General features: G+C 42.3%; 13 protein-coding genes and 1 other annotated feature. Of the genes, 1 reads left to right on the forward strand and 12 read right to left on the reverse strand.

Annotated features, from left to right (window positions below):
- Window positions 1-36 precede the first annotated feature (36 nt).
- The 9 genes from mreD to MHI46_RS12735 form a co-directional block, all read right to left on the reverse strand.
- A complete protein-coding gene (mreD, locus tag MHI46_RS12695) occupies window positions 37-555 on the reverse strand; it encodes a rod shape-determining protein MreD (protein ID WP_039180381.1) in 519 nt (172 codons plus the stop codon).
- Entirely contained in the window at window positions 552-1,451 is a 900-nt protein-coding gene (gene mreC / locus MHI46_RS12700) for a rod shape-determining protein MreC (protein WP_039180383.1), read from the reverse strand. Before mreC ends, mreD begins: the two co-directional genes overlap by 4 nt.
- Window positions 1,452-1,478: 27 nt before the next feature.
- On the reverse strand, window positions 1,479-2,498 hold the full coding sequence (locus MHI46_RS12705; RefSeq protein ID WP_007501538.1) for a rod shape-determining protein: 1,020 nt from the start codon (window positions 2,496-2,498) through the stop codon (window positions 1,479-1,481).
- Window positions 2,499-2,587: 89 nt separating this feature from the next.
- Entirely contained in the window at window positions 2,588-3,262 is a 675-nt protein-coding gene (gene radC / locus MHI46_RS12710) for a DNA repair protein RadC (RefSeq protein WP_251180641.1), read from the reverse strand.
- 47 nt (window positions 3,263-3,309) lie between these two features.
- Window positions 3,310-3,879 carry a Maf family protein gene (locus MHI46_RS12715; RefSeq protein WP_047203336.1) on the reverse strand — a complete coding sequence of 190 codons (570 nt, stop codon included), beginning with the start codon at window positions 3,877-3,879 and terminating at the stop codon, window positions 3,310-3,312.
- Between the two features lie 177 nt (window positions 3,880-4,056).
- On the reverse strand, window positions 4,057-5,073 hold the full coding sequence (locus MHI46_RS12720) for an SPOR domain-containing protein (protein WP_039183241.1): 1,017 nt from the start codon (window positions 5,071-5,073) through the stop codon (window positions 4,057-4,059).
- A 156-nt stretch (window positions 5,074-5,229) separates the two neighbouring features.
- Complete coding sequence (locus MHI46_RS12725) at window positions 5,230-5,961, reverse strand: prepilin peptidase (protein ID WP_342502839.1); 732 nt, start codon at window positions 5,959-5,961, stop codon at window positions 5,230-5,232.
- 147 nt (window positions 5,962-6,108) lie between these two features.
- Window positions 6,109-7,413 carry a folylpolyglutamate synthase/dihydrofolate synthase family protein gene (locus MHI46_RS12730; RefSeq protein WP_313902602.1) on the reverse strand — a complete coding sequence of 435 codons (1,305 nt, stop codon included), beginning with the start codon at window positions 7,411-7,413 and terminating at the stop codon, window positions 6,109-6,111.
- 65 nt (window positions 7,414-7,478) lie between these two features.
- Window positions 7,479-10,121 (reverse strand): valine--tRNA ligase, encoded by a 2,643-nt coding sequence (locus tag MHI46_RS12735; protein WP_059375704.1) that lies wholly within the window; start codon window positions 10,119-10,121, stop codon window positions 7,479-7,481.
- Between the two features lie 59 nt (window positions 10,122-10,180).
- Window positions 10,181-10,410: a binding site (T-box leader), on the reverse strand.
- Window positions 10,411-10,578: 168 nt separating this feature from the next.
- Here MHI46_RS12735 and MHI46_RS12740 point away from each other — a divergent pair.
- Window positions 10,579-10,767 carry a hypothetical protein gene (locus tag MHI46_RS12740; protein WP_003216497.1) on the forward strand — a complete coding sequence of 63 codons (189 nt, stop codon included), beginning with the start codon at window positions 10,579-10,581 and terminating at the stop codon, window positions 10,765-10,767.
- Window positions 10,768-10,818: 51 nt separating this feature from the next.
- Here MHI46_RS12740 and ysxE read toward each other — a convergent pair whose 3' ends face one another.
- From ysxE to hemL, 3 genes are all read right to left on the reverse strand, one after another.
- Window positions 10,819-11,850, reverse strand: a complete 1,032-nt coding sequence (gene ysxE, locus MHI46_RS12745; protein ID WP_260774554.1) for a spore coat protein YsxE — start codon at window positions 11,848-11,850, stop codon at window positions 10,819-10,821.
- A gap of 37 nt (window positions 11,851-11,887) precedes the next feature.
- Window positions 11,888-13,192, reverse strand: a complete 1,305-nt coding sequence (locus MHI46_RS12750) for a LysM peptidoglycan-binding domain-containing protein (protein ID WP_260774556.1) — start codon at window positions 13,190-13,192, stop codon at window positions 11,888-11,890.
- A gap of 332 nt (window positions 13,193-13,524) precedes the next feature.
- Window positions 13,525-14,817: a glutamate-1-semialdehyde 2,1-aminomutase gene (hemL, locus tag MHI46_RS12755; protein ID WP_059375710.1), complete on the reverse strand. Its 1,293-nt coding sequence runs from the start codon at window positions 14,815-14,817 to the stop codon at window positions 13,525-13,527.
- Window positions 14,818-14,834 lie beyond the last annotated feature (17 nt).

Here is a 14,834-nt window from a genome sequence, read left to right on the forward strand (position 1 = left end):
ATACTCATTTCGCCTTAATTGGACAAACTCCTGCTTTTATTCGTCGATCAGTCCTTGTTTCACATTGATGAAAAAGAGCCTAAGCGGCACAACAAGTATGAGAGACGCAGCAGTATTTAAAAGAATCGTAGGAATAAAGCGTTCGATGACATACGTATTAAACGGCATAATCCCTGGTTGAATTGTCGCTTGAACGCCGTATACATAAAACTCCATGACGGAAACAGCAATAATCGACAGAAAGACGACGACTAACATATTCGTTTGCAGAACTTTAAAGGCTTTTGCTAGCAAATAGCAAAGCGCCCCAAAGCCAAACATATGAACACCAAGTATGCCTGTATATGAAATATCATATAAAAGTCCAAAGATAAATCCGTAAATCACACCATATTTTTGATTCACAAAAGCAGTCATAAATACAAGTGCAAGTAAAATGAAATGAGGAGCTAAAATTTGATTCTCTGAAACAAATGGGAGCTTCACTAAATCGACAAAAATGCTGTCAAATACGAAGATAAACAACATGACGAAAGCAAGAAGGACACGTTTCACGAGCCTTCCTCCTTCGTCAATTCAGATGCATCTGCTGTACTTGTGCTGCGATTCACCACAATCACACGGTCTAAATTGTTGAGTTCAGCCGCTGGTTCTACGTAAATGATCTTTGTCAGGCCGTAATGGTCTGGCTCGATTTCACTCACCTTACCAATCGTCAAGCCTTGCGGGAATACGCCCCCTGCTCCAGATGTTTCAACAAGATCTCCTTTTTTGACATCCCCATCTGCATCGGATTTTAGAATATTCATAGTCAGCATTTTTTTCTTGCTGTCATAACCGTTAATGATTCCATTGAGTTCTTCTTTGCCCTTTTTCGCAAAAATTTTCGTTGAAATTCTATTATTTTGGTCAGTAGAGCTTAGCAACCTTACAGTTGAAGTAAAATTGTTGAGCTTATCACTTTCAATCTTCCCAATTAATGCGCCACTCTCATTTGTGACCGCCATATCTTTGTCAACGCCTTGTTTTTTCCCTTTATCAATCATCACAAAGCTATCCCAAAGAGATGGGTTTCTTGCGATAACAGTTGATAGAATTGGCGTGTAGTCACGAACAGAGTTCACATAGCCAAGCTGTTTGCGTAGCTTTTTGTTCTCATCTTCTAGTTCTTGAAGTTTCGCCTCATATTGGGTTTGTCCATCAAGTTTTTTTCGAAGACGCTCGTTTTCATCATATGTGTTCTTTAAATCTTGTACGTTCCCATAAATACCGGCAATAAATTGTGATGGTTTATGAAAGACACCTTGAAAAAAGCCTGTCGTATCCCCCACTAATTTTTCCGGCCATGAAGCACCTCTGCCGCTTTTCACTGAAAAACCAATCATGGCCACCAGTACGATGACACAGACAAGGAGCAACATTAATCTTTTATTCATAAAAAACTGCGGCATGTCTTACACCTCTTTAATTACGCCCGATTATCGATTATCTTTTGATTTTCCTTTGAACAAATGAATATGTTCTAGTGCTTTCCCTGTTCCGATCGCCACACAGTCAAGCGGATCTTCAGCAATAATGACTGGCATTTTCGTTTCATCGCTAATGACTTTGTCAAGATTACGCAGTAATGCACCGCCTCCTGTTAAAACAATTCCGCGGTCCATAATATCTGCTGCCAGCTCAGGCGGGGTTTTTTCAAGCGTCATTTTTACTGCATCGACAATTGTTTCCACCGTATCGCGAAGCGCTTTTGCAATCTCTTCTGCCGTAATAGAGATTGTTTTTGGCAGGCCTGTTAAAAGGTCACGTCCACGAATGTCCATCTCATCATGTACATCAGGCTGCGCAGAACCGATTTCCATTTTAATCGCTTCTGACGTACGATCACCAATCATCAGGTTATACGTTTTACGGATGTAGCTGCTGATCGCATCATCCATTTCATCACCTGCAACACGGATTGATTGTGATGTCACAATGCCGCCAAGAGAAATAATCGCTACTTCTGTTGTACCGCCGCCAATATCCACAACCATACTTCCTGTTGGCTCCCATACAGGCAGGTTAGCACCGATTGCCGCAGCAAATGGTTCTTCAATCGGATATGCGTCACGTGCACCAGCTTGTCTCGTTGCATCAATAACTGCACGCTCTTCTACAGCTGTAATGCCAGATGGCACACATACCATGACGTAAGGTTTACGAGCAAAAAGCCCTTTGCCTTTTAATGCTTGATTAATGTAATATTTCATCATTGTTGCTGTCGTCTCGTAATCTGCAATGACTCCGTCTTTCATTGGGCGTAGTGCCACAACATTACCAGGTGTACGGCCAATCATATTTCTAGCATCATTTCCGACCGCCACTATAGACTTCGTATCAGTTTCCAAAGCTACGACCGAAGGTTCTCTCACAACTATGCCTTTTCCTTTAATAAAAACAAGCGTATTCGCTGTTCCAAGATCTATTCCAAGGTCTTTTGTACCAATTCCAAACATATGTATGTATCTTCCTTTCTTAAACCAAAATTCCCTTAGGGAAAAACTCATAAACTCTATTATATCGTAAAACATTGAAAAAAAAAGTGTTACAAATACCCTTTTTCCTTCAAACTCACAAATTTTTGATCACCTATGACAAGATGATCAAGCAGCTGTATTCCAATCAGCTTTCCACATTCAAATAGTCTCTGTGTGACTTCAATATCTTCCCTGCTGGGCGTCGGATCTCCAGATGGATGGTTGTGCACACAAATAAATGAAGCAGCGGACCGTTTAAAGGCTTCTTTGAAAATTTCACGCGGGTGAACGATGGATGAGTTCAGACTTCCAATAAACACGGTATGTTTATGAAGAACTTGATTTTTTGTGTTGAGATAAAGACAAACGAAATTTTCCTGTTGTAAAAACCTCATATCTTCCATCACAAAGTTTGCCCCATCCTCTGGTGTGCGGATTACATAGCGGTTGTCCGTCGTTTGATGGTGTAATCTAGTGCCGAGTTCTAAAGCAGCTAAAAGAGAGACCGCCTTCGCCTTTCCAACTCCTCGAATCTTCGACATTTCTTCAATTGAGGCTTCTCTTATAGTGCGAAGACCGCCAAATGTTTGCAGAAGTCTTGCGGAAATTTGAAGAACTGATTCCTTTTTTGTGCCTGTCCTTAAAAGAATCGCAACAAGTTCATGGTTTGACAGACTGCCGGAACCATATTTGATCAATCGTTCTCTCGGCTTTTCATCTTGAGGAAAATGCTTTAGCAACATAGGGAAATCGTTCATGATGCCCACTCCTTTTAGATTCCTTCCTGTCATCAAAAAGGGGTGATTCCAAATGTTTCGAGCACTCTAACTGTTTTGGCAATAGGGAGACCTACAACGGAAAAATAATCACCATCTATTTTTTGAACAAACAGTGCGCCTTTTCCTTGAATGCCATAGCTTCCCGCTTTATCAAGCGGTTCTCCCGTTTCGATATAGCGGTCTATTTCATTTTGCGTAAGTGTCCAAAACGTTACTTCTGTCTGTTCATAAAATGTTTCTTTTCTATTCTCTGACTGAATCGTGACACCCGTCAAGACTTGATGTGTCTTTCCTGACAATAATTGAAGCATTGAGGCCGCTTCTTCCTTGTCTTTTGGTTTCCCAAGACATTTGCCGTCAATTGCAACAATCGTATCTGCACCAATAATCACAGCTTCGGGATATAATCTTTGAATATCACTTGCTTTTTGTTCTGCCAACCATTGGACGTTCTCTGCAGGAGAAAAGTTTCGATTTATTTCTTCTTTTAATTGACTTGCTTGAATGTCATAAGAAAACCCTGCTAGATCAAGCAATTCTTTTCTTCTAGGGGATTGAGATGCGAGAATCAATCGGTTCATGTTTGTTCATCCTTTCAGGGTTTAGCCTAAGAAGTAAGATACCCATTCATCCTATCAAATGTACATCTTACCGACAATTTACGAAAATTCATTTTTCATGTTCCTTCATCATTATGTTGGATGAAAAAGAAAAAAACTAGTCATTTTTTGACTAGTTTGGTTTCTTAAAATATGATTTTACGTATTTAATTGATCAAGCAGTGCCTGCTGAGATTTCCACCCGTTTTCAGCAGTAGGTTCATTTAACAGCTGCACCGCTTTCAGCAAACTGCTTTTAGCTGGTGCGTCCGTTGTTTTGGCACTTTCAAGCTCAGAGATCAGCTGCGTAACGTCCTTTTGATCCACATCGTCTCCTGCAATGACCTTAGAGGATAATACAGATGCCTTTTCTATTAAACTAGTCAGCTCATCCGGTACTTGAAATGAGAGCTCCTTGCCTCCCCATGCCTCAAAGTGCTGATCAATCAGCTTCTTCCCAACAGCACTTGTCATGCCCTGTTCTGTCGCAAGCCCAGCAATGACATAATAGCCATCATCCATTGAGATCTTTTTCCCCGCATACCCTGCTTCTTTTAAACTGCCAACTAATTCATCTGCTCCTTTTTCAGAGGAAAACTTTCCAGCCTGTACGACATAGGTTGAAAAATGGCCAGAGGCGCTTTTTTCATCTTTATTCTCTTTTGATTCATCAGCAGTATCTGCTGGCGGCGCATCCCCGCCCGCTTTCATTGATGATTGATTTCCGGACGCTGAAACGCTGATATCTCCCCCTGATGGATTCTGAGTACCATCTTGACTTAAGCTAAGTGCAAACACACCAAGGCCTGTCCCAAGAACCACTGCAAACACAATCGTTGTCATCACTCTCTTAAACGGGCCGCGGTTTTTACCGAACTTCTGATCAAAGGAGCCTTTTTTCTTTTGATAAGGTGTGACGACCTTTGGATCAGAATGATAAATATGATCAGCTGCGTCATCCCACTGGAAGTCTTCTTCTTTCGGTTTAGCCGGTTCTTCCTCAGATGCAGCTGTCTCCTGTTCTGACTGCCTTTTTTCCTCCCAATTCGAAAACGTCACTTGATCATCCTCTTGCTGTTTTGGCGGCTGGTGGTCATCTTCATGAAGCATTTCTTCTTTGCCATTAATATTGACTTTTAACCCTTGTTTTTTTGCCTGCCTTTTTTTCACTGTCATTCCCCGCTTTCTGACATTGTTTGTAAGAAAGACCTTTTTGTCCAATGAATCAGCGCGAATGTACCCGTCCTTCTTTCTGTTTCACACTTTAACATAGCGGAAAAAAAAAAGAACAAGACTTTTGTCGGCAGGGAAAAAAAGTGTTCGCCAATTTTTTCAACCGATCGACCCTGCGAATGGGAGCATGACATGAGCTCCATAGAGATACAGCCAAAAAGAAAAAGAGATCGCAGGAACAAAGGGAAATGGTTCATCTAATCGAAAAGAAAAAACCTTCGCATAGACGATTCCAGCGATACACGAGAGGAAAAGAATGAGAAGGAATGGCTTGAAGCCAAAGCAAAACGCAAGAACACTGAACAGCTTCATATCAGCACCGCCCATGCTATTTGGCTTGAAACGTTCTAAACTATAAAACATGAGAAAGCAAAAAAGAAGCGAAGCCGCTCCTTCCCACCAAATAAGAAGTGGTTCAAGCGTGCGGTATATGACGAAAAGAGGGAAAAAGAAGAGAAACAGCTCGTTTGGCACCCTCATATAAAGGAGATCGCTCACGACAGCAATCACAAATAAACTACAAAGAATCACAAGAAAAAGACCTTCAAACGAAATACCAGCGATTCTATACATGAGCAAAAAAAGACTGCCTGACAGCAGCTCAACCAGTGGATATAGCAATGACAGCCGAGTGCCGCAATGTTTACAAGTTCCCCTCAATAACGCATACGAAACGAGCGGGATCATCTCGTGCAGGGAAAGCGGCTGTTTACACACTGTGCAGTGAGAACGAGGAAAGAGAATAGACCGCTTAAGTGGCAGCCTTTCACCAACTAGATGAAAGAACGACCCCATGGTGACGCCTGCAAGAAACACAAAAATGCCTATCATATATCGCGGCTCCTTCCGAGAATAAGATAGACCGGATTTTATCACGATCGTATTCATTGAGCACATAGCGAAAATATGATTTTACTTTCCATCTGCATATCAAAAGAAAAAAACACAAATGGCATTAAAGCCATTTGCGTTTTTGTGTTACCCGATCATACGATTTCGTATATCTGAAATAAAATAAAGAGAGCCTGTCACAATGATCACCGCTGACGGATCATCACTTTTTTTCTGAATGAACTCAAGCACTGTACGAGGGTCATCATCATAAGACTTTGCGTCTAATTGACTGCATACATAAAGCATTTCAGCTGATTCGGCTCTTGGAAAATCAAATGAAACAAAATGGATGGAAGAACTGACAGCTTCAAGCTTTTGAATCATTTGCTTGTACGGCTTATCTTTTAAAGCACTAAAACATATATGCACCTGTTTACTAGAAAAATGAGCTTGTACAGTTTCAATTAAACGGTCGATCCCTTCTTCATTATGAGCGCCGTCTAAATACACTGGAGGATGATCTTTGACTTTTTCAAATCTCCCAGCCCAAGCTGCCTGCCGAATGCCCTCATATATTTGCTCTTCTGTCACACTAATATAGCCTTCTTGCTCCAGCCATTCAATGAGTAAAACAGCAAGGGAAGCATTTTGCCTTTGATGCGTTCCGATTAATCCTGTTTCAAGCTGCGGATACTGCTTTTTTGATGTGCGTAACGTGAAACGTTCACCTGTTTCTGTCGGCTGCTGCTCATCAAATCTACAAGTATCATGTAAGGAAATACATTCCGCATTCTTTTCTTTTGCTGTGTTTTGAATGACAGCAAGAGCTTCAGGCTGGTGAACTGCCGTGATCATTGGAATACCCTCTTTGATAATGCCCGCTTTTTCAGCTGCAATCTGTTCAAGTGTGTCACCTAAAATGGCCATATGATCATGACCAATCGACGTAATCGCTGTTAAAATAGGCACAGCAATATTTGTAGAATCAAGTCTTCCCCCAAGCCCTGTTTCCAAGAGGACAAAGTCTACTTGGTGCACATGGGCAAAATAAGCAAATGCACATGCTGTAATGATTTCAAATTCTGTTGCTGCGCCAAGCTCTGTTTGATCTAATTCGTCAACAAAAGGCTTGATTTGATTCACCAAACTCAACCATTCTTCATCTTCTATAGGCACTCCATTCACGCTGATTCTTTCATTGAACGTTAGTATAAACGGAGAGGTGAAAGTTCCGACCGAATAGCCGGCTGCCTGCAAAACAGAACGCGTAAACGCAATGGTTGATCCTTTACCATTTGTACCTGCAACATGTACTGTTTTTATACTTTGTTCCGGATTTCCTAGTCTGTTCATCAGCCATTTCATTCGTTCAAGACCCGGTTTTACGCCAAAGGCCAGTCTGCTGTGAATCCAATCAATGGCTTCATGATAGGTTGTAAACAATGTCATCTCTCATTTCATACGAAATTTTCAAAAAAGACGACTCCCTTTCATTAGGAGCCGTCTTTTCAACCTTATGCTTTCAGCTCTTCAATACGCTTTTGAACAGCTTCGCGTTTTGCGACATAATCACGTTCTTTCGCACGCTCTTCTTCTACGACACTTTCAGGCGCTTTTTTCATAAAGCCTTCGTTGCCAAGCTTTTTCTGTACTCGTTCCACTTCTTTTGTCAGCTTATCAAGCTCTTTTTGCAGACGAGCAATTTCTTCATCTAAGTTGATTAAGCCTTCAAGCGGCAGAATGAGTTCTGCTCCAGAAATAACAGCCGTCATCGCTTTATCACTAGCTGGGATATCTGTGCCAATTTCAAGAACACTTGGGTTCGTGAAGCGCTCAATATATGAACGGTTTTTCTCTAAGCGTTCCTGCACATCAGATGTAGAGGCTTTAATGTAAAGTTCAACTTGTTTGCTCATTGGCGTGTTCACTTCACTGCGAATGTTACGAACAGAGCGGATGAGTTCCACAAGCAGCTTCATATCAGCAGAAGCTTGTTCGTTGGAAAGCTCCGGCTTCACTTCAGGCCATGCCGCAACAGTAATGGACTCACCTTCATGCGGGAGATGCTGCCAGATTTCTTCTGTTAAGAACGGCATAAACGGATGTAGAAGTCTCATCGTTTGATCTAATACATACGCAAGGATCGAACGAGTCGTTTTCTTCGCTGCTTCGTCTTCTCCATAAAGCGGAAGCTTCGCCATTTCAATGTACCAATCACAGAAATCATCCCAAATGAAGTTGTATAAATGTCTGCCCACTTCACCGAATTCATACTTGTCAGCAAGCTGTGTGACACTTTCAATTGTTTCATTTAAGCGTGTTAAAATCCATTGGTCAGCAACTGATTTTTCTCCTGTTAAATCAAGCTCATCATACGTTAAACCATCCATATTCATTAAAGCAAAACGGGATGCGTTCCAAATTTTGTTCGCAAAGTTCCAAGTGGATTCAACCTTTTCAAAACTAAAACGAAGATCCTGACCTGGTGAGCTTCCAGTCGCTAAGAAATATCTTAATGAATCCGCACCGTACTTGTCGATGACCTCCATTGGATCAATTCCGTTGCCGAGCGACTTACTCATTTTACGCCCTTGTTCATCGCGGATAAGCCCATGAATAAGGACATCTTTGAACGGTTTTTCTCCTGTGAATTCAAGACCTTGGAAGATCATGCGGGATACCCAGAAGAAAATAATGTCATAGCCAGTTACAAGCAGATTGGTTGGATAGTAGCGCTTGAAGTCTTCACTGTCTGCATCCGGCCAGCCCATTGTAGAAAACGGCCAAAGTGCTGAACTGAACCATGTATCAAGTACATCGTTATCCTGTTCCCAGTTCTCAATATCTTCTGGAGCTTCAAGTCCAACGTATACTTCTTTCGTTTCTTTATGATACCAAGCCGGAATACGGTGTCCCCACCATAGCTGACGAGAAATACACCAGTCACGGATATTTTCCATCCAATGTAAATATGTCTTTTCAAATCGGTCTGGAACAAATTGAACTTGGTCGTCACCTTTTTGCAGATGAATGGCTTCGTCTGCCAGCGGCTGCATTTTCACAAACCATTGTGTTGATAAATACGGTTCAACGACAGCTCCACTTCGCTCACTATGACCAACTGAATGCATGTGTTCCTCAATTTTGAACAAAATGCCTTCTTCTTGTAAATCCTTCACAAGCTGTTTGCGGCATTCGAAGCGGTCCATCCCTTTGTATTGCAGGGCATTATCATTCATTGTGCCATCTTCATTCATGACAAGAATACGCTCTAGCCCGTGGCGGTTTCCAAGCTCAAAGTCATTCGGATCATGAGCAGGTGTAATTTTCACAGCACCTGAACCAAACTCCATATCAACATAGTCATCACCGACGATTGGGATCTCACGGCCTGTAATTGGTAAAACCACTGTTTTTCCAATCAAATGCTGATAACGCTCGTCATCAGGGTGTACGGCTACGGCTGTATCTCCCAGCATTGTTTCAGGTCTTGTTGTCGCAATTTCAATTGAACCCGTGCCATCTGAAAGCGGATATCTCAAGTGATAAAACGCACCTTGAACATCCTTATAAATCACTTCAATATCAGAAAGTGCCGTTTTCGTTGCTGGATCCCAGTTAATGATGTACTCTCCGCGATAAATAAGCCCTTTTTCGTACAATTGAACAAACACTTGGCGAACGGCTTTATTCAGACCTTCATCTAAAGTAAAACGTTCACGGGAGTAATCGAGACCAAGACCCATTTTCGCCCACTGGCTGCGAATAAAATCTGCATATTCTTCTTTCCATTTCCACGTTTCTTCCACAAATTTCTCCCGGCCAAGGTCATACCGGCTTACGCCTTCTTCGCGAAGCTTTGCCTCGACTTTTGCTTGAGTCGCAATACCGGCATGGTCCATACCTGGAAGCCAAAGAACGTCATAGCCCTGCATCCGTTTCATACGTGTCACGATGTCTTGGAGTGTAGAATCCCATGCATGCCCAAGGTGCAGTTTTCCTGTCACGTTTGGTGGAGGAATGACGACTGTATATGGATCTTTCGTTTTGTCATTTTGTGCTTCGAAGAATTTCCCTTCAAGCCAGTACGTATAGCGGTCTTTTTCAATCGCATTAGGATCGTACTTTGTTGGCATTTCTTGATTATTTGTTCCCATTTGTGTAACCTCCACATTTTTTCGGCTGATGAAACATAAAAAAAGCCTTTCCATCCTTATAAAAGGACGAAAAAGCTTTTTCGCGGTACCACCTTTTTTCACGAGACACATACACGTGTCCCATACACTCTAAAGGATAACGGGGTTCTCCCGAATTTCTCTACTTGTTCATTCAAGAAATTAAGCTCACAGGCGACCTTCCAAACAAGTACATCCTAGGAAACCTCTCAGCTCTTGGCTTCCCTCTCTTTAGGGTCTTGCTCGTACTCTTCCTGATCCACGCTTACGATATATCACGTTCATCAGCACATACTCATCTTTTATTAATATTACTAAATGCCTTTTGTTTTCGTCAATCATCTTTTCCGCTTTTCTTCTTCTTTATACAAATTGGGCAGGCACCCTTCGCCCTTTTGCCCATATGATAATAACAAAATGAAGAAGGAGGGCGTTTGATTTGAAGAAGATCAATCCTTACACACTCCCCCCCTGGCTGAGACAAATTCGGGCAGTTGCCTCCCAAGTCGTTCTCCCGATTGCTATATTTCAAGGATTTCGTACGATCATTTTCCCTACAACATTTGACGTCCTCATTCTAGGTATTCTTATTTTTCTCGCCTGTGCCTTTCATCTTGATTGGTTTTAAAAACTCATGCTTATGTACCTGCCCATATAAAGCCAACGCAGCATAACCTCGTCATTCCGCTGATGACGAGGCACTTTGTTCTTCTTCAAGCCGTCTAGCCTGCTCAATCTCATGAATCTTCATGACGGTCGGCTCAGAATTTTTCATCTGCCAATACGCTCTTAACAGCTGCTGACAGCTTTCCATTTCATCCTGCCCGCCTGCTTCATAGGCTTTTACTGTATCAAACAGCCCTTGCGGATAAGCAAGGTAGCTTAGGAACAAATGCAGTTCTTCCTCCCGAAGAGGGTTTCCTTTTTGATACGTATAAAACAACGAAGTGCATTCAGGACAAGACGTGGGATAGGTTTTGAATGTCCGAAAGTAATAGGTCAGAAGATCATAGATGGGGGCGGCTTTTTTAGACCGCTCGAAATTGGTGAAATGTCCTGTTCCTACATCATTATACAAAAAATGATGGATCGATAGCTGTCCATGATTTAGCACAACACGCGTTGTCTCTTTGTCTTTCATTTCTTCATGCCAATCTTCTAAACGCTCAAGCGCAAATTCGCTGGCAGACATCGCCTCTGAAAAATACATAGCAGCGGCCAGCTCAAATGGCGACATATACCACGTTTGTTCTGCCCGCTCTATGAATCGTTCATACATGTCTTTCTCTGTTTCCCATTTGGTCTTGATTTGGGTGTAATGCGCTTCTATCTCTTGCTCTGTGATATCCATCAAGACTTCAGTCCGCTTATGAAGTCTTGCAATCTCTTGAAATAAATATTCGTGCTTATCGTCCTGCTCTTCTCTCTTTTCATTCGTCAGCCACGGCATAAGATAGTATGCATACTGGCTTTCCCGATGACTTGAGAAAAAGGAACCGCTCTTCGTCCGATAAATCGGCACAAAGGAGCGATATCCCTTTGATTCTAGTTCAAGCATTTGTTCAGTAAATTGCATATGCCGGTTGGCTTTTACTCGCTTCAAGGCAAATACACCCTGCTTTGTATATACCTTGATGACAACAGGACTGACAGGTTCAATATATTCAGCCTCAAGTCCATATTCGTATAAGACAGATTGGATTTCATCCACGTTCACTCACCACATTTTCTCGGTCAGTCATCGCTTGCTATGCGTTGCTTTTTTGATATTCAGGAATATAAAGAATCTGCCCTTCCTCAAGCTCCGCATCAATCGATAATGAGTTTGTGCGAAGAAGCTGCTGCACATTCAATTGATATCTCTCACAAATACGATCGACCGTATCTTCTTGCTGAACTATACATATTTTCATGCGAGAAAAATCTTCCTCCTCCTGCTTAGCGAACAGCTTTGTTAAATAAAGAGAGTTCTCACTGCCAGACGTTTCTCTCACGTCTTCTTCAAGCTCCTCTTCTTCTTGAGCTGACTCATATATTTTAGGTGCTTCCCGTTCATATAACCGCCCGAGCTGATATTCGTCATCCTGCTCCTCTTGCTCAGATTCCACTTGATAAGCAGGTGCTTCAAATGCCGGATACGACTGTACCATTTCTTCCTGCTCTTCTGCAGCTTCCGGATCTTTTCTCACTTCCACTTCAAAGAATGTATCCTCCCGCTCCTCTTCTTCTAAAAGCTTAGGTGGTTCAAAAAATGGCGGTTCCTGCACGTGAGCTTCAGGGATGGATCGATAGCCAAGTGCCATAGCTTCTTCTTGGTTATTCGGCTGTTCCGGCTCTTCTTGTTCTTCTGATTCTTCCGGTTCTTCGGACACTTCCTCTACTTCCCTGTTCACCAGTTCTATCTCAATTTCTTCTTCCTCTTCTTCTTGATCTTCCTGTTCTTCTTGCTCAGCACGTGTGTCATGTTGGAAAACAGGCTGCTTCTCATCATCCTCATGTTCTTCGCCTTGCAGCTCTTTTTGTTCTTCTTGTTCCGGCTGCAACTGATAATCGTAAGCCATATCGCCATAATCCTCTTCAGGACGATGGACAAATTCATACGGCTCCTCTACAGGCGCTTGAGACGTTTCCTCGTCTAACAAGCCCTCAATGGCTAAATCAGCCTGAATGGTAAGCAAACGATTCTCTGTCAGCTGGTAATCAAACGCATCAATAAACACAAACACATCATTTAAATGACTAATTTTGTTCTTCGGAATGGTGATATCGACTGGAAATTGATGCAGAAGCTCCGCTGTTCCGTCTTCTCTTACCTTTACCTCATCTGCTTCCCTGTATGTTGGAAAGGAACTCAATTCACCCAATAGCTCCTCTTGATTTATGTTGTATTCTCCTGTTAGCTCGAGTGAACCTCTAATGGAAACATAATCATTCACTTCTTGAACGAGAATGTCAGGGTCGAGAGAAATTGACAGCAGCTCACTGACTTCCTGTCCGCTTTTGAAATAAATGGATTCTTCTACCGAAAACTGTAATCGATTGTTTTGAGACAAGTCGGTGTCCTCCTTTCATCTAATCCTTAAAAAATAAAATTAGATGTCAATACAGTTGTATGTGGGAGGAAGTGAAAATATGATTGGTTTTCTCCAACGCAAAAAGCCGATATGTCTCCATATCGGCTCAGCGTGTAGACAAACCCTCGCATTCGTTGTCAGTGCTGCGCTCCGGTGCTCACGAATGTCAAATTCGCTCCGCTCCGCTGCTCGTCTTTCCTAGACTGCAAAGGTTTTCTATCACGCTGAAAAAAGACAAAGGGCTAAAATCAAGATCATTTTAGCCTTTGTCAACAATCTGAAGCCGATATGTCTCCATATCGGCTTTTGTTTTATCGACGTAGTTTTTGAAATACCTTTTCCACTGTCTCAATCGTATATTCGATGTCTTCATCTGTATGAGCTGTTGACAGGAATAGTCCTTCAAATTGAGAAGGCGGGAGGAAGATACCGTGATCGGCCATTTCCTTGTAAAATTCAGCGAATAAAGCAAGATCAGCTGTTTTCGCTTTGTCATAATTGATCACTTCTTCATTTGTAAAGAAGAATCCGATCATGGAACCTGCACGGTTAAACGTTAATGGAATTCCGTATGCTTTTGCTGCTTTCGAAATACCTTCTTCTAAACGGTCACCTTTTCGTTTAAACTCTTCATAAGACTCAGGTGTCAGCTGTTTTAGAGTTTCTAAGCCTGCTGTCATCGCAAGAGGGTTACCAGATAACGTTCCTGCTTGATAAATTGGACCACTTGGCGCAATTTGTCTCATAATATCCGCTCTTCCGCCATAAGCACCGACCGGAAGACCGCCTCCAATGACTTTACCAAGACACGTCAGATCAGGTGTGATGCCAAAATAACCTTGCGCGCAGTGATAATCCACACGGAAGCCTGTCATGACCTCATCAAAAATGAGTAATGATTCATATTGTTCCGTAATGTCTCTCAGCCCTTGCAAGAAACCTTCTTGCGGAGGGACAACCCCCATATTTCCTGCGACCGGCTCTACAATGACACCAGCGATATCGTCGCCAAATTCTTGAAAAGCAACTTGAATGCTTTCTAAATCATTGTACGGCACTGTGATCGTGTTGCTTGCAGTCCCTTCAGGAACACCAGGACTATCCGGGAGTCCAAGCGTTGCCACTCCAGAACCTGCTTTAATGAGCAAAGAATCACCGTGGCCATGATAGCAACCTTCAAATTTCACAATTTTATTTCTGCCTGTAAAACCGCGAGCTAGACGAAGTGCACTCATCGTCGCCTCTGTACCAGAGCTGACCATGCGAATAACTTCGATGGAAGGGACCCGCTCTGATACAAGTTTAGCTAATTCATTTTCAACTAACGTAGAAGCACCGAAGCTTGTCCCATTTTCCGCTACTCGCTGAATGCTTTCAACGACACGATCATTCGTATGTCCTAAAATCAGCGGTCCCCATGATAAGACATAATCGATGTATTCATTTCCATCAATATCATAGATCTTGGCACCTTTGCCTCGTTCCATAAAAATCGGGTCTGTGTTGACTGATTTAAATGCACGTACAGGGCTGTTGACACCACCAGGCATTAAATGCTGTGCTTCTTCAAATGCTTGTTTTGATTTTTCATAGCTACGTCCCATTTCAATGTCCTCCTGTC

Origin of the sequence: Bacillus sp. FSL K6-1000 (assembly GCF_038630785.1) — a bacterium.
Taxonomy (GTDB): domain Bacteria; phylum Bacillota; class Bacilli; order Bacillales; family Bacillaceae; genus Bacillus; species Bacillus safensis.